Here is a 19,124-nt window from a genome sequence, read left to right as displayed (position 1 = left end):
ACTTGCTTAGCTCTGGGTCGCATAAATCAAGAAGTCTCTGGCGGGCACACCTCATATCCCCAAAAGGAATTAATAAATCATTATTTATTCTTTTTAATCCTGAAAGATCCTGCGCATAGTGGCTCCCAGCAAGGACATACCCATTCTGAGGAGCAGAACCATGAGCATCCGTCTCGGCGACATCGCCCCCGATTTCGAGCAGGACTCCAGCACCGGCCGCATCCGCTTCCATGAGTGGCTGGACGACAGCTGGGGCATCCTGTTCTCCCACCCGGCCGACTTCACCCCGGTGTGCACCACCGAGTTGGGCTTCACCGCCAAGCTGAAAGGTGAATTCGCCCAGCGCGGCGTCAAGGCCATCGCCCTGTCGGTGGACCCGGTGGACTCGCACCTGAAGTGGATCGAGGACATCAACGAGACCCAGGACACCCAGGTCAACTTCCCGATCCTCGCCGACGCCGACCGCAAGGTGTCCGACCTCTACGACCTGATCCACCCGAACGCCAGCGACACCCTGACCGTGCGCTCGCTGTTCATCATCGACCCGAACAAGAAGGTGCGCCTGATCATCACCTACCCGGCCAGCACTGGGCGCAACTTCCACGAGATCCTGCGGGTGATCGACTCGCTGCAGCTGACCGACAGCCACAAGGTCGCCACCCCGGCCAACTGGCAGGACGGCGACGAGGTGGTGATCGTGCCCTCCCTCAAGGACGAGGCCGAGATCCAGCAGCGCTTCCCCAAGGGCTACCGCGCGGTGAAGCCTTACCTGCGCCTCACCCCGCAGCCGAACCGCTGAGTTTCAACCCTCAAGCCACGATGGGGTTCGGGGCCTGAACGGCAGGACAGGCCCCTTTTTTATCCACAGGCGACGACACGGTCACACCGGCCCGTCGTGATTGTTTCTGGCGAGCGCAACCACGCAGCCCTTCCCTTGAACACCTCGCCGCGAGGCGAGGCTCAGGCAACGTCCTCACGCGGCCCGCCAACGGGCCAGCAGGCAGCCCCCCCTGACGACTTGCACACAAGGAGAGCGCCATGCGCACTACTTACCTGCGTCGAGGACTGGTCGCCCTGCTGGCAGCCGCGATCTCCTCCGCCGCCTTCGCCGATGATGCCGACAACACCCTGCGCATCGGCTACCAGAAATACGGCACCCTGGTCCTGCTCAAGGCCAAGGGCACGCTGGAGGAGCGCCTCGCCGCCCAGGGCGTCAAGGTACAGTGGACCGAGTTCCCGGGCGGCCCGCAGCTGCTGGAAGGCCTCAACGTCGGCTCGATCGACTTCGGCGTGACCGGCGAGACCCCGCCGGTGTTCGCCCAGGCCGCCGGCGCCGACCTGCGCTACGTCGCCTACGAGCCGCCGGCGCCGACCGGCGAGGCGATCTTGGTGGCCAAGGATTCGACCATCAGGAGCGTGGCCGAGCTGAAGGGCAAGAAGGTCGCCCTGAACAAGGGCTCCAACGTGCACTACCTGCTGGTGCGCGCCCTGGAAGATGCCGGCCTGTCGATCAAGGACATCACCCCGGTGTACCTGCCGCCGGCCGACGCCCGCGCTGCCTTCGAGCGCGGCAGCGTGGACGCCTGGGTGATCTGGGACCCCTTCCAGGCCGCCGCCGAGCAGCAGCTGTCGGCGCGCACCCTGCGCGACGGCAGCGGGCTGGTCGACAACCACCAGTTCTACCTAGCCAGCGGCAGCTACGCGAAGCAGCACCCGCAGGTGGTCGGCGCGCTGATCGAGGAAATCCGCGCCATCGGCGAGCAAGCCAAGGCCGACCCGGCCAAGGTCACCGCCCAGGTCGCCCCGCTGATCGGTCTGAGTCCCGAGATCACCCACAAGGCGGTGACCCGCCAGGGCTACGGCGCCCAACCGCTGACCCCCGAAGTGGTCGCGGCCCAGCAGAAGATCGCCGACACCTTCGCCGACCTCAAGCTGATTCCCAAGCGCCTGACCATCCAGGACGTGGTCTGGACGCCGCCGGCCAAGGTCGCCCAGCAGTAAGCCCCGTGGCGGGCGTGCCCTCAGAGCAGCCCGCGACTCCCCTCTCGATCACCGAACCATCGCGCGCATGAGCCAAGCCCCACGCGCGCCCACATCAAGGAATACTGCGATGAGTCTGAACATCTTCTGGTTTCTCCCCACCCATGGCGACGGCCACTACCTGGGCACCGCCAAAGGCGCCCGCGCCGTCGACCACGGCTACCTGACCCAGGTCGCCCAGGCCGCCGACCGCCTCGGCTTCGGCGGCGTGTTGATTCCCACCGGGCGTTCCTGCGAGGACTCCTGGCTGGTCGCCGCCTCGCTGATCCCGGCCACCCAGCGCCTCAAGTTCCTCGTCGCCCTGCGTCCCGGCATCATCTCGCCGACCGTGGCCGCCCGTCAGGCGGCGACCCTCGACCGCCTGTCCAACGGCCGCGCGCTGTTCAACCTGGTCACCGGTGGCGATCCGGACGAACTGGCGGCCGACGGCCTCAACCTCAGCCACGCCGAGCGCTACGAGGCCGCCGTGGAGTTCACCCATGTCTGGCGCAAGGTGCTGGAAGGCGAAACCGTCGACCTCGACGGCAAGCACATCCAGGTCAAGGGCGCCAAGCTGCTCTACCCGCCGATTCAGCAGCCGCGCCCACCGCTGTACTTCGGTGGTTCTTCCGAGGCGGCCCACGAGCTGGCCGCCGAGCAGGTCGAGCTGTACCTGACCTGGGGCGAGCCGCCGCAGGCGGTGGCCGAGAAGATCGCCGATGTGCGCGCGCGCGCCGCCAAACACGGGCGCACGGTGAAGTTCGGCATCCGCCTGCACGTGATCGTGCGCGAAACCAACGAGGAGGCCTGGGCCGCCGCCGAGCGCCTAATCAGCCACCTGGACGACGACACCATCGCCAAGGCGCAGGCTTCGCTGGCGCGCTTCGACTCGGTCGGCCAGCAGCGCATGGCCGCCCTGCATGGCGGCAGCAAAGACAATCTGGAAGTGTCGCCCAACTTGTGGGCCGGGGTCGGCCTGGTGCGCGGCGGCGCCGGCACCGCGCTGGTCGGCGACGGCCCTACCGTGGCGGCACGGGTCAGGGAGTATGCGGAGCTGGGCATCGACACCTTCGTGTTCTCCGGCTACCCGCACCTGGAGGAGTCCTACCGGGTCGCCGAGCTGCTGTTCCCGCACCTGGACATCGCCCAACCGGAGCGCCCGCAGAGCCGCGGCTACGTCAGCCCGTTCGGCGAGATGATCTCCAGCGACATCCTGCCCAAGGCGGCCGCACAGAGCTGAGGCTGCCAACCACGCTCGCCGGAGCACGCTGCAGGGGTGAATTCATTAGCCCCTGCAGCGTGTCCAAGGCGAATGAAATCGCCCCTACACGAGTTGGCATCATGAGTACGCATACTACCGAAAAACTCCTCCTGCGCCTGGCGCCCTGGGCGCTGCCGGTCCTGCTGCTCGGCGTCTGGCAACTGACCGCCAGCAGCGGCTGGCTGTCCACCCGCATCCTGCCGGCGCCCAGCGCCGTGCTCGCCGCCGGCTGGGACCTGCTCGGCAGCGGCGAGATCTGGCAGCACCTGGCGATCAGCGGCTGGCGCGCCAGCATCGGCTTTGTCATCGGCGGCAGCCTCGGCCTGCTGCTCGGCTTCATCACTGGCCTGTCGCAATGGGGCGAGCGCCTGCTCGACAGCTCGGTGCAGATGATCCGCAACGTGCCGCACCTGGCGCTGATCCCACTGGTGATCCTGTGGTTCGGCATCGATGAGACCGCGAAGATCTTCCTGGTCGCCCTCGGCACCCTGTTCCCCATCTACCTCAACACCTACCACGGCATCCGCAGCGTCGACGCCGGACTGGTGGAGATGGCGCGCAGCTACGGCCTGTCCGGCTTCGCCCTGTTCCGTCAGGTGATCCTGCCCGGCGCCCTGCCGTCGATCCTGGTCGGCGTGCGCTTCGCCCTCGGCTTCATGTGGCTGACCCTGATCGTCGCCGAAACCATCTCGGCCAACGCCGGCATCGGCTACCTGGCGATGAACGCCCGCGAGTTCCTGCAGACCGACGTGGTGGTACTGGCGATCCTGCTCTACGCGGTGCTAGGCAAGCTGGCCGACGTCGCCGCCCGCGGCCTCGAACGCTTGTGGCTGCGCTGGCACCCGGCCTACCAGCAAGGGGGTGCGCGATGAGCGCCCAGGTCCTCAAGCGCGGCATCCCGCTGCACCTGCATGGCGTGGCCAAGGCCTTCGGCCCGCGCAGCGTGCTGCATGACATCGACCTGCACATCCCCGCCGGCCAGTTCGTCGCCGTGGTCGGCCGCAGCGGTTGCGGCAAGAGCACCCTGCTGCGCCTGCTGGCTGGCCTGGACAATGCCACTTCCGGCGAGCTGCAAGCCGGCAGCGCAGCGCTGAACGAGGCGCGCGAGGATATCCGCCTGATGTTCCAGGACTCGCGCCTGCTGCCGTGGAAGCGGGTGATCGACAACGTCGGCCTGGGCCTAGCTGGCGACTGGCAGGCCCAGGCGCTGGACGCACTGGACGCGGTCGGTCTGGCCGAGCGCGCCCATGACTGGCCGGCGGCGCTGTCCGGCGGCCAGAAGCAGCGCGTGGCCCTGGCCCGCGCGCTGATCCATCGCCCGCGCCTGCTGCTGCTCGACGAGCCGCTCGGCGCCCTGGACGCGCTGACCCGCATCGAGATGCAGCAGCTGATCGAGCGCCTGTGGCAGCAGCATGGCTTCACCGTGCTGCTGGTCACCCACGACGTCAACGAGGCAGTGGCAGTGGCCGACCGGGTGATCCTGATCGAGGACGGCCAGATCGGCCTCGACCTGCCGGTCCTCCTCGCCCGCCCGCGCCCGCGCGCCTCGGCGGCGCTAGCCGCGCTGGAAGCCAGAGTGCTCGAGCGCGTGCTGGCCCTGCCGCCCCAGGAAGAAACTGCCGAACCCGTATCGCCATTGCCCTCGCAACTGCGCTGGGCCCTTTGAACAGCCCCTTCTCCCGCCAACGGGAGAGGGGTAATGAACCCGACCTACCCTTACCCCTGAAGGAGCAACACCATGACCATCAAAGCCATCAACGTGCGCAACCAGTTCAAGGGCACCATCCGCGAGATCATCCTCGGCGACGTGCTGTCGGAAATCGACGTGCAGACCGCCGCCGGCATCGTCACCTCGGTGATCACCACCCGCTCGGTCAAGGATCTCGAACTGGCGGTCGGCAGCGAAGTGATCGCCTTCGTGAAATCCACCGAGGTGTCGATCGCCAAGCTGTGAACGGCAAATCGCAGACACAAAAAAAGCAGCCCGAGGGCTGCTTTTTTTGTGCAGGGAAGCGGGTCTTAGACCAGCTTCTCCTTGATGCGGGCGGCCTTGCCGGACAGCGCGCGGAGGTAGTACAGCTTGGCCTTGCGCACGTCGCCGCGACGCTTGACGTTGATGCTGTCAACCAGCGGGCTGTAGGTCTGGAAGGTACGTTCCACGCCCACACCGTTGGAGATCTTGCGTACGGTGAAAGCGCTGTTCAGGCCGCGGCTGCGCTTGGCAATGACCACGCCTTCGAAGGCCTGCAGACGCTGACGGTCGCCTTCCTTCACTTTCACCTGGACGATCACGGTGTCGCCAGGGGCGAAGGCCGGGATCTCTTTGCTCATCTGTTCAGCTTCGATCTGCTGAATGATCAGGTTCTTGTTGCTCATGCTGTGCTCCAAAGACAAGTCGTGTGACTCGCCATCGATACGTTAACTATCGTCCCGCTGGCGGATGTATTCCTCCAGCAGCTTTTTCTCTTCTCCAGAAAGCGAGCGACTATCCAGAAGATCGGCACGTCGTTCCCAGGTACGTCCCAGGGACTGCTGCAAACGCCAGCGCCGGATGTGTTCGTGGTTGCCGCTGAGCAGCACCGGTGGAACACCTTTGCCTTCGTACACCTCGGGTCGGGTGTAGTGCGGGCAATCGAGCAGGCCGTCGGTAAACGAGTCCTCCTCGGCGGAATCTGCATGCCCCAACGCTCCGGGCAGCAACCGCGTAACCGCATCGATCAGCACCATGGCCGGCAGCTCACCGCCGGACAGGACATAATCGCCAATCGACCATTCCTCATCCACGTGCGTCTCGATGAAACGCTCGTCGATGCCTTCGTAACGCCCGGCGATGAGGATCAGTCGCTCCTCCTTCGCCAGTTCGCGAACCGCCGCCTGATCCAGGCGTCGTCCCTGCGGCGACAGGTAGATCACCTTGGCCGCAGCGCCGGCAGCTTGCCTGGCATCGGCCAGGGCGCGCTCCAGCGGCTTGATCTTCATCACCATCCCGGGGCCGCCGCCGAAAGGCCGGTCGTCCACCGTCTGGTGGCGGTCTTCGGTGTAGTCCCGAGGATTCCAGCAGTGCAGCTGCAGGAGACCCTGCTTTACCGCGCGACTGGTAATACCGTACTCGCCGATGGCAGCGAACATTTCGGGGAACAGGCTGAGAACGTCTACCCGCATGGGTTAGAAATCCGCATCCCAGTCCACCCGCATCTCACCGGCAGACAGGTCGACGCTTTGCACGCATTGCCCGGTATAGGGCAACAGACGCTCGCGATCATCCAGACTGCCCGTGCAGGGCTTCACCACCAGCACGTCATTGGCGCCGGTTTCCAGCAAGTGATCGACCTGGCCGAGCAACTGCCCGTCCTGATTGATGACCTTCAGACCTTCCAGCTGATACCAGTAGTACTCGTCATCCTGCAGTGCCGGCAGCTGGCTGCGCGGTACACAGATGAGGAATCCGGCATAGCCGCGGGCCTCTTCGCGATCGTCGAGCCCCTTGATCTTGGCGGTCAGCACCTTGTTATGCAGGCGCCCACTGGCCAGTTCGACCTGACGAACCTCGCCATCGCGCGTAAGCGTCCAGTGACGGTAGTCCAGCAGGTTATCCAGCGGATCGGTGTAGGAATAGACCTTCACTTCGCCGCGGATGCCGTACACCGAACCGATTTTGCCGAGAACGACCAGATCCTCGGCGGGTGCCGGCGAATTTTGCATATTCAAGGCTTAGGCTTGCGCCGCTTCCTTGAGCAGCTGGGCAGCGCGCTCGGACGGCTGGGCGCCCTGGCTCAGCCAGTACTGGGCACGTTCGGCGTTCACGGACAGGCGCACTTCAGCACCGGTGGCAACCGGGTTGAAGAAACCGATACGCTCGACGAAACGGCCGTCACGGGCGGAGCGGCTGTTGGTCACGGTCAGGTGGTAGAAAGGGCGCTTCTTGGAGCCACCACGAGCAAGACGGATAGATACCATTGAACTTCGTTCCTGTAGTCGGTGCTTGCAAAAACTGTATGCACACTAGGGCCCACGGCCCGAAAGGCCGCACATTTTAAGGATTATCCAGGGATTTGCAAAGCCCTTTTGCGGCGCTCGCCAAAGCGGGCACCGGCATGGAGTCATCCTCGGTTCATCGCGCACCGCCGGAGCAGTCCGCGAAGATCGGCGGCGACCCGCTGGCCGCCGCCCGATTCTTACATCTTCGGCATGCCGCCACCGGGCAGCAGACCGCTCATTCCGCGCATCATCTTGGCCATGCCGCCCTTGGCGGTGACCTTCTTCATCATCTTCTGCATCTGCTTGTGCTGCTTGATCAGGCGGCCGACATCCTGCACCTGGGTTCCCGAACCCATGGCGATGCGGCGCTTGCGCGAACCGCTGATGACTTCCGGATCGCGGCGCTCGAGGGGGGTCATCGAGTTGATGATCGCCTCCATCTGCTTGAACTGCTTCTCCGCCACGTTCTGGGCGTTGCCCATCTGGCCGAGGTTCATGCCGCCGAGCATCGGCAGCTTGTCCATCAGGCTGCCGAGGCCGCCCATGTTCTTCATCTGCTGCAGCTGGTCACGGAAGTCCTCGAGATCGAAACCCTTGCCCTTCTTCAGCTTCTTGGTGAGCTTCTCCGCCTTCTCGCGGTCCATGGTCTGCTCGGCCTGCTCGATCAGGCTGAGCACGTCACCCATGCCGAGGATGCGCGAGGCCACGCGATCGGGATGGAACGGATCGAGCGCTTCGCTCTTCTCGCCCATGCCGAGGAACTTGATCGGCTTGCCGGTGATGGCGCGCACCGACAGCGCGGCACCGCCACGGGCATCGCCGTCGACCTTGGTCAGCACCACGCCGGTCAGCGGCAGGGCCTCGTTGAAGGCCTTGGCGGTGTTGGCGGCATCCTGGCCGGTCATGGCGTCGACCACGAACAGGGTCTCGACCGGATTGATCGCCGCGTGGACCTGCTTGATCTCGTCCATCATCTCGGCGTCGATGTGCAGACGACCGGCGGTGTCGACGATCACCACGTCGATGAACTTCAGCCGGCCCTCGGCGATGGCCGCGCGGGCGATGTCCACCGGCTTCTGGCTGAGGTCGGAGGGAAAGAAGGTGACCCCCACCTCGCCGGCCAGGGTTTCCAGCTGCTTGATCGCCGCCGGGCGGTAGACGTCGGCCGACACCACCAGCACCGACTTCTTCTTGCGCTCCTTGAGGAAGCGCGCCAGCTTGCCCACCGTGGTGGTCTTGCCCGCGCCCTGCAGGCCGGCCATCAGGATCACCGCCGGCGGCGTGGCGGCGAGGTTGAGATCCTCGTTGGCCGCGCCCATCAGCTCTTCCAGCTCGGCGCGGACGATCTTCACGAACGCCTGGCCCGGAGTCAGGCTCTTCGACACCTCGGTGCCGACCGCGCGATCCCTGACCTTGTTGACGAAGTCCTTGACCACCGGCAGGGCGACATCGGCCTCGAGCAGGGCCATGCGCACCTCGCGAAGGGTGTCCTTGATGTTGTCCTCGGTCAGCTTGGCGCGGCCGGTGACATTGCGCAGCGTCTGCGAGAGGCGGTCGGTCAAATTCTCGAACATGCACGGTCCTTTGAAGGGGGAGCTTGCGGCAAGTGGCGGATTATAGCCGAGTGCGGCGGCCGCCGACACCGCCCGCAGGCTTTCGTGGATAGCCGGTTCTGTGCCAAACTCGGCAACTCCGAGGCTTCCCCCACAAGGACTTATGACGCCTTTGCTGCCCAGCCTGGCGGCCGCCGGCCTGTATGCCGGGGCCGCACTCTACCAGGCCCTGCTGCTTTCCCGTCGTGCGGTGCCCGACAAGCGCCTGCTCGGCCTGCTCGGCGTGCTTGCCCTGCTGGCCCACGCCTTCGGCCTGCGCCTGCTGCTGCTGGACAACGGCGCCCTGCTGCTCGACTTCTTCAATGCCGCCAGCCTGCTGGCCGCCGCGGTGATCGCCCTGACCCTGCTGGCCAGCCTGCGCATCCCGGTGGAGAACCTGCTGATGCTGCTGTTCCCGCTCGGCAGCCTGACCACCCTGCTCGCCCTGCTACCCGGCGGCACCACCCAGCCGATCGTCGAGGCACCGGGCATTCTCGCCCATATCCTGCTGTCGATCCTCGCCTACGGCATGCTGACCATGGCGGTGCTGCAGGCACTGCTGCTGCTGTTGCAGAACCATCAGCTCAAGCACAAGCACCCCTCCGGCATCATCCGCAACTTCCCGCCGCTGCAGACCATGGAAAGCCTGCTGTTCAGCTTCCTGTGGGGCGGCTGGCTGCTGCTCTCGCTGTCCCTGCTGTCCGGCTGGCTGTTCCTCGGCGATCTGTTCGCCCAGCATCTGGCGCACAAGACCCTGCTCGCCGGCCTGGCCTGGGTGGTGTTCGGCGTGCTGCTGTGGGGCCGCCACCAGCTCGGCTGGCGCGGCGGCAAGGCGATCCGCTGGACCCTGGCCGGCTTTCTCCTGCTGATGCTGGCCTATTTCGGCAGCAAGCTGGTCCGCGAATTCATCCTGCACATCTAGGGCACCTGACGCCGTGGGCGATCTCCATTCAAGCTTTCTGTTCGGCCTGCTGGTCTTCCTGATCATCTGCTCGGCGTTCTTCTCCAGCTCGGAGACCGGCATGCTCAGCCTCAACCGCTACCGCCTGCGTCACCTGGTACGCGAGGGGCACAAGGGCGCACGCCGCGCCAGCGACCTGCTCGACCGGCCGGACCGTCTGCTCGGCACCATCCTGGTCGGCAACAACGTGGTCAACATCCTCGCCGCCTCGATCGCCACGGTGATCGCCGTGGACCTGTGGGGCGACGCCGGCATCGCCATCTCCACCGTGCTGCTGACCATCGTCATCCTGATCTTCGGCGAGATCACCCCCAAGACCCTGGCCGCCCTGCGCCCGGAGCAGGTCGCCTACCCGGCCAGCCATGTCCTGCTGCTGCTGATGCGCCTGCTCTACCCGCTGGTATGGCTCACCGGTGCGATCAGCAACGGCCTGCTGCGCCTGTTCGGCGTCGACCCGGCACAGGCCCGCCAGGACAGCCTGTCCACCGAGGAACTGCGCAGCGTGGTGCGCGAGTCCGGGCCGGGCCTGCCGGCCGACCGGCAGAGCATGCTGCTGGGCATCCTCGACCTGGAGAAGGTCTCGGTCAACGACATCATGATCCCGCGCAACGAGGTGATCGGCATCGATCTGGAGCAGGATCTCGAGCAGATCATCGCCCAGCTGCGCACCACCACCCACACCCGCCTGCCGGTCTACCGCCACGACTTCAATCAGGTCGAGGGCGTGATCCACATGCGCCGCATCGCCCGCCTGCTGACCCACAGCCAGCTGACCTGCGAGGCGCTGCGCAGCGCCTGTGTGGAACCCTACTTCGTGCCGGAGAACACGCCGCTGTCGACCCAGCTGATCAACTTCCAGAAGCACAAGCGGCGCATGGGCATGGTGGTCGACGAATACGGCGAGGTGATCGGCCTGGTCACCCTGGAGGACATCCTCGAGGAGATCGTCGGCGAATTCACCACCCAGCCCAGCCAACGGGCGGCGGACGTCCACCCGCAGGAGGATGGCAGCTACCTGATCGACGGCAGCGCCAACATCCGCGAGGTCAACCGCGAGCTGGACTGGCACCTGCCCTGCGATGGCCCGCGGACCATCAACGGTCTGGTCACCGAAGCGCTGGAAAGCATCCCCGATAGCAGCGTGTGCCTGAAGATCGGCCCCTACCGCCTGGAAATTCTCGAGCCGGCGGAAAACCGCGTGAAGCACGTCCGCGCCTGGCGCGCCGACCGCCAGCCCGACGAGGACAGCGAGGCGCACTGAGTCGCGCTGACCGATATGAAAAAGGCCGACCACTCTTGCGAGGGCCGGCCTTTTTAGTTGCGCTGCTGGCGCTGGAGTTACAGCTCGACGGTCACCGCCTGCGCCGCACGCAGCGCCTTGGCGCGCGCCGCCTCGATCGACTCGTCACGCGCCAGCGCCACACCCATGCGCCGCTGACCGCTGACTTCCGGCTTGCCGAACAGGCGCAGCGCGGTATCCGGCTCGGCCAGCGCCGCGCCCAGGTTGCCGAAGCGCACCTCGCGCGACTCGCCCTCGACCAGGATCACCGCCGAGGCCGACGGGCCGAACTGGCGGATCGCCGGGATAGGCAGGCCGAGGATGGCCCGCGCGTGCAGGGCGAACTCGGAGAGATCTTGGGAGATCAGCGTCACCAGGCCGGTGTCGTGCGGGCGCGGCGACACCTCACTGAACCACACCTGCTCGCCCTTGATGAACAGCTCGACACCGAACAGGCCGCGGCCGCCGAGCGATTCGGTCACCGCACGGGCGATGCGCTCGGACTCGGCCAGCGCGACCGGGCTCATCGCCTGCGGCTGCCAGGACTCCTGGTAGTCGCCCTTTTCCTGACGGTGGCCGACCGGCGCGCAGAAGGTGGTGCCGCCGATGTGGCGCACGGTGAGTAGGGTGATCTCGTAGTCGAAATCGATGAAGCCCTCGACGATCACCCGGCCCTTGCCGGCGCGACCGCCCTCCTGGGCGTAGTCCCAGGCCTTCTGCACGTCGGCCTCGCCGCGCAGCAAGCTCTGGCCCTTGCCGGAGGAACTCATGATCGGCTTGACCACACAGGGGAAACCCAGCTCGGCCACCGCGGCGGCATAGTCCGCGAAGCTGTCGGCGAAGCGGTACGGCGAGGTGGGCAGGCCCAGCTCCTCGGCGGCCAGGCGGCGGATGCCCTCGCGGTTCATGGTCAGCTTGGCCGCGCGCGCCGTGGGCACCACGGTGAAGCCTTCGGCCTCCAGCTCGACCAGGGTATCGGTGGCGATCGCCTCGATCTCGGGGACGATGTAGTGGGGCTGCTCCTGCTCGATCACCGCGCGCAGGGCGGCGCCATCGAGCATGCTGATCACGTGGCTGCGATGCGCCACCTGCATGGCCGGGGCGTTGGCGTAGCGGTCGACGGCAATCACCTCGCAGCCCAGGCGCTGCAGTTCGATGACGACTTCCTTGCCCAGCTCGCCAGAGCCGCACAGGAGCACACGGGTCGCGCTCGGCGACAGCGGGGTTCCGATCATGGTCACGGAATGCTTCCTTCAGAGGGGATTGGGTTTTACCAGAAATAGTCCGCTGGCCAGGGCACGTTCGTGGCAGCGCGCGAGCACGGCGCGGCGCTCGCCGTTGCCCATGCGCCCCCAGCGGGTGATTTCCTCGCCGCTGCGCTGGCAGCCGACGCAGATGTCGTCGTCATCCAGCGCGCAGACGTATACGCAGGGCGAGGCAACCGGCTTTTCCTGCGCTTCTTGTGCTTCTTGCGACTGCAGCTCGACCATCAGTCGGCCTGCTCGGCCAGTTCGCGGGCATAGCGGCGGGCATTGTCGACGTAGTGCGCGGCATTGCTTTCCAGGCCGCGCATCTGCTCATCAGTGAGCATACGTACCACCTTGCCGGGCACGCCCATCACCAGACTGCCGTCGGGAATCTCGCGACCTTCAGGGATCAGCGCACCGGCGCCGATCAGGCAGTGCCTGCCGATCCGCGCGCCGTTGAGCACCACGGCGCCGATGCCGACCAGGCTGTGATCGCCGACCGTGCAGCCGTGCAGGGTGACCTTGTGGCCGATGGTGACGCCCTTGCCGAGGGTCAGCGGCCAGCCCATGTCGGTGTGCAGCACGCTGCCGTCCTGCACGTTGCTGCCCTCGCCGATGTGGATCAGTTCGTTGTCGCCGCGCAGCACGGCGCCGAACCACACGCTGGCGTCGGCATCCAGGCGCACCTTGCCGATCAGGCTGGCATCGGGTGCGATCCAGCTGTCGGGATGGGCTTCGACACGGGCATCGCCGAGGCGGTATTTCATTGGCTGTGGTCCTCGCAGTGTTGGGGGGTCAGCGACCGATGTGGAACGTTTCCGGCGGGTGCTGCATCTCGATGCCCGCGTCGTAGATCAGGTTGACCAACTCGACGATCATGATCGCGGTCAGCCCCCAGATCTTGAAGCCGCCGTAGCGGTAACTGGGCACGTACCAGCTGTAGCCCAGATAGTCGATGCGATGGGTGATCTCGCGCGGATCCTCGCGAAAATACTCGAGCGGCACGGAAAATACCGCGGCGATCTCGTCGTCGTTGGCCTTGAACTCCACATAGTCGGGAATGAAGCCGACAAAGGGGGTGACCTTGATGCCGTGGCGCGAGATCTGTGTGCTGAGCGGACCGATCACCTCGACCAGCCCCGGCGCCAGCCCCACCTCCTCGTGCGCCTCGCGCAGGGCGGTGAACACCAGCGATTCGTCCTCCGGGTCACGCCGTCCGCCGGGAAAGGCCACCTCGCCACCGTGGGTGGACAAGCCACTGGCGCGCAGGGTCAACACCAGCTGCGGCTCCTCGCTGCGGGTGATCGGCATCAGCACTGCCGCTTCGGGAAAGGACTGGTCGCTGGGCAGGGAACCGGGACTGTGGGCCTGTACGCGTTGGCGCAGCACGTCCAACATGGGACACTCTCGTCATGGATGATGAACGAATCATGGCACGAAAGGCCGGGTGCGCCCAAGTCCGACCTCCCGAAGGCGACGCACGACGACATTTGCCCGCCGCCGCCCTTCCCCCACCCTCGGCACTCACCTAAAATTCACCCATAGTCACCGTCGGCAGCAGTCCGGCTCTCACCGTGGCACAGCGCGACCATCAGCCCTTGCGGCGCGCTGCATGAACAACCGGCCGCCGGGCTGACGGCCACCCTGGTTTGCACTGGAATGCCCGTCATGCGCTGGTTGATCGTCCTGTTCTGCTTCCTCTTCACCAGCCTGCCCCAGGCCATGAGCACGCCCAGCCTGGAATCGCCGACGGCGGTCGACAAGGTGCTGGTGGTCAAGTCCGAGCGCAAGCTGCACCTGCTCAGCCGCGGCGAGATCCTCAAGAGCTATCGGGTCTCGCTGGGCAAGCAGCCCAACGGCCCCAAGCGCTATCAGGGCGACAAGCGCACCCCGGAAGGCTTCTACTGGATCGACTGGCGCAAGAACAGCGACAAGTACAACCTGTCCATGCACATCTCCTACCCCAACGCTCGGGACCGCCAGCACGCGGAGCAGAAAGGCCTGCCAGCGGGCGACATGATCATGATCCACGGCACGCCGCTGGATGAGGAGTACCCCGAGTGGTACTTCCACACCCTGGACTGGACCGAAGGCTGCATCGCCATGCGCAACCACGACATGCGCGAGGTGTGGAGCCTGGTCAAGGACGGCACGCTGATCGAGATCCGCCCCTGAGTTCACCCGCCAGAATCTGCGCGCAATAAAAAAAAGGTGCCGACATCCAAGGATGCGGCACCTTTTTTTCGTTTCAGGCCAGTCGCCGACTCAGAACACCATGTCCGACAGTCGCCAGACGTCGAAGGCCGGCGTCTCGTAGGGATGGCTCTGCTTGAGCGCCTTGACCGCGGCGTGGATCAGCTCGTCCGCCACCACCAGCTCGACCTTCCACTCGGCCACCTGGGCCAGCTCGCCCTGGGCACCGACGTAGGGCTGGCTGCCCGGCAGCGGATGGAACTGGCCCTGGCCGAGGGTCTGCCAGCAGCAGCTGTCGTACTCGCCGATGCGCCCGGCACCGGTGGCGAAGATCGCGGTCTTGACCGCGTCCAGATGGGTCTCGGGAACGAAGAAACACAGCTTGTACATCAAGGTCTCCGACGCGAAGAGATGAATCGGCAGCAATGGCCACAGGCCCGTTATCCTGCCACAACCGCTGGCGGTCTGGCGCCTCTTCCTTGACGGCTCGTCGGCAGCATCCGCCGGACGGCGGAAGATCCCGGGAAAAAGCCCACTCCAGATAGCAAAAGGGCGCCCGCTCGTTGGCGGACGCCCTTGATCAGCGACACCGCCCGCCAGCACGCCAGGCGCTGGACGGCCGATGGTCCGGGTCAGTCGACCCAGACCCGCGCGTTGCGGAACATGCGCATCCAGCCGGCGTCTTCCTGCCAGTCGTCCGGACGCCACGAGTTCTGCACGGCGCGGAACACCCGCTCGGGGTGCGGCATCATGATGGTGACGCGACCGTCGCGCGTGGTCAGGCCGGTGATCCCGCGCGGCGAACCGTTGGGGTTGGCCGGGTAGGTTTCGGTGACCTTGCCGTGGTTGTCGACGAAGCGCAGCGCCACGGCGCCGGACAGGTCGGCCTGCAGCAGGGCTTCCTCGCTGGCGTACTCGGCATGCCCTTCGCCGTGGGCGATGGCGATCGGCAGACGCGAACCGGTCATGCCCTGCAGGAAGATCGACGCCGACTCCTGCACCTGGACCATGGCCACCCGCGCCTCGAACTGCTCGGAGCGGTTGCGCACGAAGCGCGGCCAGGCCTCGCTACCGGGAATCAGCTCGCACAGGTTGGAGAGCATCTGGCAGCCGTTGCACACGCCGAGGGCGAAGCTGTCCTTGCGCTCGAAGAAGGCGCTGAAGTTGTCGCGGGCGCGGTTGTTGAACAGCACCGACTTGGCCCAGCCGCCACCGGCGCCGAGCACGTCGCCGTAGGAGAAGCCGCCGCAGGCCACCAGGCCCTTGAAGTCCTCCAGGCTGGCGCGACCGGCGATGATGTCGCTCATGTGCACGTCGACCACCGCAAAACCGGCGCGGTGGAAGGCGGCCGCCATCTCGGTCTGGCCGTTGACGCCCTGCTCACGCAGGATCGCCATGCGCGGACGCACGCCCGTCTTGATGTAGGGCGCGGCGACGTCCTGGTTGACGTCGAAGGCCAGCTTGACCGACAGGCCGGGATTGTTTTCCTCGAGCAGGCCGTCGTACTCCTGCTCAGCGCACTCGGCGTTGTCACGCAGGCGCTGGATGCGGTAGCTGGTCTCGCTCCAGATGCGCTGCAGGATGCGCCGCTCGGCGCTGTACACGGTCTCGCCGCTCCAGTGCAGGCGGATGTCGCCGCCGTTGAGCGGCTGGCCGATCACCGCCACGCAGTCGCCCAGACCGGCGGCGCTGAACTGCGTCAGCACTTCGGCGGTGTCGCCCTGGCGGACCTGGATGACGGCGCCCAGCTCCTCGTTGAACAGCACCGCACCCAGTTCCTCACGGCTGTTGGCCAGCGCGTCGAGCTGCAGGTCGAGACCGCAGTGGCCGGCAAAGGCCATCTCGGTGACGGTGGTCAGCAGCCCGCCGTCGGAGCGGTCGTGGTAGGCGAGCAGGCGGCCGTCGGCATTCAGGCCCTGGATCACGGCGAAGAACGCCTTGAGGTCCTCGGCGTCGTCGACGTCCGGGACGCTGCGGCCGATCTGGCTGTACACCTGGGCAAGGATCGAGCCACCCAGACGGTTCTGGCCACGGCCAAGGTCGACCAGCAGCAGGTCGGTGGCGCCCTTGTCCAGGCGCAGCTGCGGGGTCAGGGTGCGGCGGATGTCGTTGACCCGGGCAAAGCCGGAGATGATCAGCGACAGCGGCGAGGTGACGCTCTTGTCCTCGCCGTTGTCCTGCCAGCGGGTCTTCATGGACATCGAGTCCTTGCCCACCGGAATGGTGATGCCCAGCGCCGGGCACAGCTCCATGCCCACTGCCTTGACCGTCTCGTACAGACGCGCGTCCTCGCCCGGATGGCCGGCAGCGGCCATCCAGTTGGCCGACAGCTTGATCTCGGAGATCTTCTCGATGCTCGCCGCCGCCAGGTTGGTGATGGTCTCGCCGATCGCCATGCGTCCGGATGCCGGGGCATCCAGCAGGGCCAGCGGGGTGCGCTCGCCGACCGCCATGGCTTCGCCGGTGTAGACGTCGAAGGCGGTGGCGGTGACGGCGCAGTCGGCCACCGGCACCTGCCACGGGCCGACCAGCTGGTCGCGGGCGACCAGGCCGGTGATCGAGCGGTCGCCGATGGTGATCAGGAAGTTCTTGCTGGCCACGGCCGGGTGGCGCAGCACGCGCTCGACCGCCTCGCCCAGCTCGAGGCCGGCGGCCGCGAAGTCGTCACCCAGTTCCGCCTCGCGGGTCACCGAGCGGTGCATGCGCGGCGCCTTGCCGAGCAGCACGTTGAGCGGCATGTCGACGGCATTGTTGCCAAAGTGGCTGTCGGCCACGGTCAGCTGCGGCTCGGCCAGCGCCTCGCCGACCACCGCGAACGGGCAGCGCTCGCGCTCGCAGATGGCCTTGAAGGTCTCCAGGTCGGCAGCGTCGACCGACAGCACGTAGCGTTCCTGCGACTCGTTGCACCAGATTTCCAGCGGGCTCATGCCCGGCTCGTCGTTGGGCACGTTGCGCAGTTCGAAACGGCCGCCACGGCCGGCGTCGTTGATCAGCTCCGGCAGGGCGTTGGACAGGCCGCCGGCGCCGACGTCGTGGATGAACTTGATCGGGTTCTGATCGCCCATCTGCCAGCAGCGGTCGATGACCTCCTGGCAGCGGCGTTCCATTTCCGGGTTCTCGCGTTGCACCGAGGCGAAGTCGAGGTCGGCCGAGCTGCTGCCGGTGGCCATCGACGAGGCGGCACCGCCGCCCAAGCCGATCAGCATGGCCGGGCCGCCGAGCACGATCAGCTTGCCGCCGACCGAGATCTCGCCCTTCTGCACGTGTTCGGCGCGGATGTTGCCCAGGCCGCCGGCGAGCATGATCGGCTTGTGGTAGCCGCGCACTTCCTCGCCATGGGGGGTATCGATGGCCTGCTCGAAGGTGCGGAAGTAGCCGGTCAGGTTGGGACGGCCGAATTCGTTGTTGAACGCGGCGCCGCCCAGCGGCCCCTCGATCATGATGTCCAGCGCGCTGACGATGCGCTCGGGCTTGCCGTAGGACTTCTCCCACGGCTGCTCGAAGCCGGGGATCTGCAGGTTGGAGACGGTGAAGCCGACCAGGCCGGCCTTGGGCTTGGAGCCGCGCCCGGTGGCACCCTCGTCGCGGATCTCGCCGCCGGAGCCGGTGGAAGCGCCGGGGAACGGGGCGATGGCGGTCGGGTGGTTGTGGGTCTCCACCTTCATCAGGATGTGCACCGGCTCCTGGTGGGCAGCGTACTCGTGGCTGCCCGGCTGCGGGAAGAAGCGCCCCGCGGTGAAGCCCTCGATCACCGAGGCGTTGTCCTTGTAGGCGCTCAGCACGCCTTCGCGGTTCAGCTCGTAGGTGTTCTTGATCATGCCGAACAGCGACTTTTCCTGGCTCTCGCCATCGATGTCCCAGCTGGCATTGAAGATCTTGTGCCGGCAGTGCTCGGAGTTGGCCTGGGCGAACATCATCAGCTCGATGTCGTGGGGATTGCGCCCCAGCTCGCCGAAGCTCTTCACCAGGTAGTCGATCTCGTCCTCGGCCAGGGCCAGGCCCAGCTCGACGTTGGCGGCCTCCAGCGCGGCGCGACCGCCGCCCAGCACGTCGACCACGGTCAGCGGCTTGGGCTGGGCATGGCTGAACAGCGCCTGCGCCTCATCCATCTGCGCCAGAACCAGCTGGGTCATGCGGTCGTGCAGTATCGCGGCGACCAGCTCGGCCTCGGCCGCGGACAGCTCGCCGGCCACGTAGTAGGCGATGCCGCGCTCGAGGCGCTGGATCTTGGCCAGGCCGCAGTTGCGGGCGATGTCGCTGGCCTTGCTCGACCACGGCGAGATGGTGCCGAAGCGCGGCACCACCAGGAACAGACGGCCTTGCGGCTTCTGCACCGGGACGCTCGGACCGTACTGCAGCAGACGGGCCAGCACCTGTTCCTCGTTGCTGTCGAGTGCGCTGGTCACTTCAGCGAAATGGGCAAACTCGGCGTACAGACCGGTAACCGCAGGAACCTTCTGGGTCAGTTGCTCGAGCAGTTTGCCGTGACGGAAGGCGGAAAGAGCGGGAGTGCCGCGCAGGATCAGCATTGTCGGAACAGCCTCTTGGGCAAGGGAGTGCGAAAGACTGCGCATTCTAGCGCAAAGCAGCCAGC

General features: G+C 66.4%; 20 protein-coding genes. 9 read left to right on the top strand and 11 right to left on the bottom strand.

The features are described from left to right. The first annotated feature begins 160 nt into the window (after positions 1 to 160). The 6 genes from BMZ19_RS10730 to BMZ19_RS10705 all read left to right on the top strand — a co-directional run bounded on the left by BMZ19_RS10730 (position 161) and on the right by BMZ19_RS10705 (position 5,234). Positions 161 to 799: a peroxiredoxin gene (locus BMZ19_RS10730; RefSeq protein WP_090310691.1), complete on the top strand. Its 639-nt coding sequence runs from the start codon at positions 161 to 163 to the stop codon at positions 797 to 799. Between the two features lie 239 nt (positions 800 to 1,038). Then, complete coding sequence (locus BMZ19_RS10725) at positions 1,039 to 2,001, top strand: sulfonate ABC transporter substrate-binding protein (RefSeq protein WP_090310689.1); 963 nt, start codon at positions 1,039 to 1,041, stop codon at positions 1,999 to 2,001. A gap of 109 nt (positions 2,002 to 2,110) precedes the next feature. Further along, positions 2,111 to 3,259 (top strand): FMNH2-dependent alkanesulfonate monooxygenase, encoded by a 1,149-nt coding sequence (ssuD, locus tag BMZ19_RS10720; RefSeq protein ID WP_090310688.1) that lies wholly within the window; start codon positions 2,111 to 2,113, stop codon positions 3,257 to 3,259. Between the two features lie 101 nt (positions 3,260 to 3,360). Continuing rightward, the gene (ssuC, locus tag BMZ19_RS10715) at positions 3,361 to 4,152 is read left to right on the top strand and encodes an aliphatic sulfonate ABC transporter permease SsuC (RefSeq protein ID WP_090310686.1); all 792 of its coding nucleotides are present in this window, start codon (positions 3,361 to 3,363) and stop codon (positions 4,150 to 4,152) included. After that, positions 4,149 to 4,946 carry an aliphatic sulfonates ABC transporter ATP-binding protein gene (gene ssuB / locus BMZ19_RS10710; RefSeq protein WP_090310684.1) on the top strand — a complete coding sequence of 266 codons (798 nt, stop codon included), beginning with the start codon at positions 4,149 to 4,151 and terminating at the stop codon, positions 4,944 to 4,946. Before ssuC ends, ssuB begins: the two co-directional genes overlap by 4 nt. Positions 4,947 to 5,018: 72 nt before the next feature. Continuing rightward, positions 5,019 to 5,234 carry a TOBE domain-containing protein gene (locus BMZ19_RS10705; RefSeq protein ID WP_090310682.1) on the top strand — a complete coding sequence of 72 codons (216 nt, stop codon included), beginning with the start codon at positions 5,019 to 5,021 and terminating at the stop codon, positions 5,232 to 5,234. A 65-nt stretch (positions 5,235 to 5,299) separates the two neighbouring features. On the opposite strand, the gene rplS is transcribed toward BMZ19_RS10705, so the two are convergent. The 5 genes from rplS to ffh all read right to left on the bottom strand — a co-directional run bounded on the left by rplS (position 5,300) and on the right by ffh (position 8,832). Next, positions 5,300 to 5,656: a 50S ribosomal protein L19 gene (rplS, locus tag BMZ19_RS10700; protein ID WP_090310680.1), complete on the bottom strand. Its 357-nt coding sequence runs from the start codon at positions 5,654 to 5,656 to the stop codon at positions 5,300 to 5,302. Positions 5,657 to 5,698: 42 nt separating this feature from the next. Continuing rightward, positions 5,699 to 6,442 (bottom strand): tRNA (guanosine(37)-N1)-methyltransferase TrmD, encoded by a 744-nt coding sequence (trmD, locus tag BMZ19_RS10695; RefSeq protein ID WP_090310678.1) that lies wholly within the window; start codon positions 6,440 to 6,442, stop codon positions 5,699 to 5,701. Positions 6,443 to 6,445: 3 nt separating this feature from the next. Beyond that, positions 6,446 to 6,982: a ribosome maturation factor RimM gene (rimM, locus tag BMZ19_RS10690; protein ID WP_090310676.1), complete on the bottom strand. Its 537-nt coding sequence runs from the start codon at positions 6,980 to 6,982 to the stop codon at positions 6,446 to 6,448. Positions 6,983 to 6,991: 9 nt separating this feature from the next. Then, on the bottom strand, positions 6,992 to 7,237 hold the full coding sequence (gene rpsP / locus BMZ19_RS10685) for a 30S ribosomal protein S16 (protein WP_090310674.1): 246 nt from the start codon (positions 7,235 to 7,237) through the stop codon (positions 6,992 to 6,994). 218 nt (positions 7,238 to 7,455) lie between these two features. Beyond that, the gene (ffh, locus tag BMZ19_RS10680; RefSeq protein ID WP_090310672.1) at positions 7,456 to 8,832 is read right to left on the bottom strand and encodes a signal recognition particle protein; all 1,377 of its coding nucleotides are present in this window, start codon (positions 8,830 to 8,832) and stop codon (positions 7,456 to 7,458) included. Between the two features lie 142 nt (positions 8,833 to 8,974). Here ffh and BMZ19_RS10675 point away from each other — a divergent pair, with 142 nt between their 5' ends. After that, positions 8,975 to 9,772 (top strand): cytochrome C assembly family protein, encoded by a 798-nt coding sequence (locus tag BMZ19_RS10675; protein WP_090310670.1) that lies wholly within the window; start codon positions 8,975 to 8,977, stop codon positions 9,770 to 9,772. Between the two features lie 13 nt (positions 9,773 to 9,785). Next, complete coding sequence (locus tag BMZ19_RS10670) at positions 9,786 to 11,072, top strand: HlyC/CorC family transporter (RefSeq protein ID WP_090310668.1); 1,287 nt, start codon at positions 9,786 to 9,788, stop codon at positions 11,070 to 11,072. 77 nt (positions 11,073 to 11,149) lie between these two features. Here the strand turns inward: BMZ19_RS10670 and purT are convergent, their stop codons facing one another. The 4 genes from purT to BMZ19_RS10650 are packed head-to-tail and all read right to left on the bottom strand — an operon-like array spanning position 11,150 to position 13,735. Beyond that, entirely contained in the window at positions 11,150 to 12,331 is a 1,182-nt protein-coding gene (gene purT / locus BMZ19_RS10665; protein WP_090310666.1) for a formate-dependent phosphoribosylglycinamide formyltransferase, read from the bottom strand. 12 nt (positions 12,332 to 12,343) lie between these two features. Continuing rightward, positions 12,344 to 12,580, bottom strand: coding sequence for a DUF1289 domain-containing protein (locus BMZ19_RS10660; protein ID WP_090310665.1), 237 nt, complete (start codon positions 12,578 to 12,580; stop codon positions 12,344 to 12,346). Beyond that, positions 12,580 to 13,104, bottom strand: a complete 525-nt coding sequence (locus tag BMZ19_RS10655) for a gamma carbonic anhydrase family protein (protein WP_090310663.1) — start codon at positions 13,102 to 13,104, stop codon at positions 12,580 to 12,582. Before BMZ19_RS10655 ends, BMZ19_RS10660 begins: the two co-directional genes overlap by 1 nt. 28 nt (positions 13,105 to 13,132) lie before the next feature. Beyond that, positions 13,133 to 13,735 carry a CoA pyrophosphatase gene (locus tag BMZ19_RS10650; RefSeq protein ID WP_090310661.1) on the bottom strand — a complete coding sequence of 201 codons (603 nt, stop codon included), beginning with the start codon at positions 13,733 to 13,735 and terminating at the stop codon, positions 13,133 to 13,135. 270 nt (positions 13,736 to 14,005) lie between these two features. On the opposite strand from BMZ19_RS10650, the gene BMZ19_RS10645 reads away from it, so the two are divergent. Continuing rightward, the gene (locus BMZ19_RS10645) at positions 14,006 to 14,512 is read left to right on the top strand and encodes a L,D-transpeptidase family protein (RefSeq protein ID WP_090310659.1); all 507 of its coding nucleotides are present in this window, start codon (positions 14,006 to 14,008) and stop codon (positions 14,510 to 14,512) included. A 90-nt stretch (positions 14,513 to 14,602) separates the two neighbouring features. Here the strand turns inward: BMZ19_RS10645 and BMZ19_RS10640 are convergent, their stop codons facing one another. Both BMZ19_RS10640 and purL read right to left on the bottom strand, forming a co-directional pair. Further along, positions 14,603 to 14,920 (bottom strand): YqfO family protein, encoded by a 318-nt coding sequence (locus BMZ19_RS10640; RefSeq protein WP_090310828.1) that lies wholly within the window; start codon positions 14,918 to 14,920, stop codon positions 14,603 to 14,605. Positions 14,921 to 15,162: 242 nt separating this feature from the next. Then, positions 15,163 to 19,059 carry a phosphoribosylformylglycinamidine synthase gene (gene purL, locus BMZ19_RS10635; RefSeq protein WP_090310657.1) on the bottom strand — a complete coding sequence of 1,299 codons (3,897 nt, stop codon included), beginning with the start codon at positions 19,057 to 19,059 and terminating at the stop codon, positions 15,163 to 15,165. Positions 19,060 to 19,124 lie beyond the last annotated feature (65 nt).

It is taken from the genome of Pseudomonas linyingensis (assembly GCF_900109175.1).
Lineage (GTDB): Bacteria > Pseudomonadota > Gammaproteobacteria > Pseudomonadales > Pseudomonadaceae > Geopseudomonas > Geopseudomonas linyingensis.
This window is presented reverse-complemented; position numbering and strand designations above follow the sequence as displayed.

Bases quoted from the DNA above. Each gene is read 5' to 3' on its own strand.
- rpsP (WP_090310674.1), bottom strand. From the start codon at position 7,237: ATGGTATCTATCCGTCTTGCTCGTGGTGGCTCCAAGAAGCGCCCTTTC.
- BMZ19_RS10660 (WP_090310665.1), bottom strand. From the start codon at position 12,580: ATGGTCGAGCTGCAGTCGCAAGAAGCACAAGAAGCGCAGGAAAAGCCG.
- ssuC (WP_090310686.1), top strand. From the start codon at position 3,361: ATGAGTACGCATACTACCGAAAAACTCCTCCTGCGCCTGGCGCCCTGG.
- BMZ19_RS10730 (WP_090310691.1), top strand. From the start codon at position 161: ATGAGCATCCGTCTCGGCGACATCGCCCCCGATTTCGAGCAGGACTCC.
- trmD (WP_090310678.1), bottom strand. From the start codon at position 6,442: ATGCGGGTAGACGTTCTCAGCCTGTTCCCCGAAATGTTCGCTGCCATC.
- BMZ19_RS10705 (WP_090310682.1), top strand. From the start codon at position 5,019: ATGACCATCAAAGCCATCAACGTGCGCAACCAGTTCAAGGGCACCATC.
- ssuD (WP_090310688.1), top strand. From the start codon at position 2,111: ATGAGTCTGAACATCTTCTGGTTTCTCCCCACCCATGGCGACGGCCAC.
- BMZ19_RS10650 (WP_090310661.1), bottom strand. From the start codon at position 13,735: ATGTTGGACGTGCTGCGCCAACGCGTACAGGCCCACAGTCCCGGTTCC.
- BMZ19_RS10725 (WP_090310689.1), top strand. From the start codon at position 1,039: ATGCGCACTACTTACCTGCGTCGAGGACTGGTCGCCCTGCTGGCAGCC.
- ssuB (WP_090310684.1), top strand. From the start codon at position 4,149: ATGAGCGCCCAGGTCCTCAAGCGCGGCATCCCGCTGCACCTGCATGGC.
- BMZ19_RS10655 (WP_090310663.1), bottom strand. From the start codon at position 13,104: ATGAAATACCGCCTCGGCGATGCCCGTGTCGAAGCCCATCCCGACAGC.
- BMZ19_RS10645 (WP_090310659.1), top strand. From the start codon at position 14,006: ATGCGCTGGTTGATCGTCCTGTTCTGCTTCCTCTTCACCAGCCTGCCC.
- rplS (WP_090310680.1), bottom strand. From the start codon at position 5,656: ATGAGCAACAAGAACCTGATCATTCAGCAGATCGAAGCTGAACAGATG.
- purL (WP_090310657.1), bottom strand. From the start codon at position 19,059: ATGCTGATCCTGCGCGGCACTCCCGCTCTTTCCGCCTTCCGTCACGGC.
- BMZ19_RS10640 (WP_090310828.1), bottom strand. From the start codon at position 14,920: ATGTACAAGCTGTGTTTCTTCGTTCCCGAGACCCATCTGGACGCGGTC.
- rimM (WP_090310676.1), bottom strand. From the start codon at position 6,982: ATGCAAAATTCGCCGGCACCCGCCGAGGATCTGGTCGTTCTCGGCAAA.
- BMZ19_RS10675 (WP_090310670.1), top strand. From the start codon at position 8,975: ATGACGCCTTTGCTGCCCAGCCTGGCGGCCGCCGGCCTGTATGCCGGG.
- ffh (WP_090310672.1), bottom strand. From the start codon at position 8,832: ATGTTCGAGAATTTGACCGACCGCCTCTCGCAGACGCTGCGCAATGTC.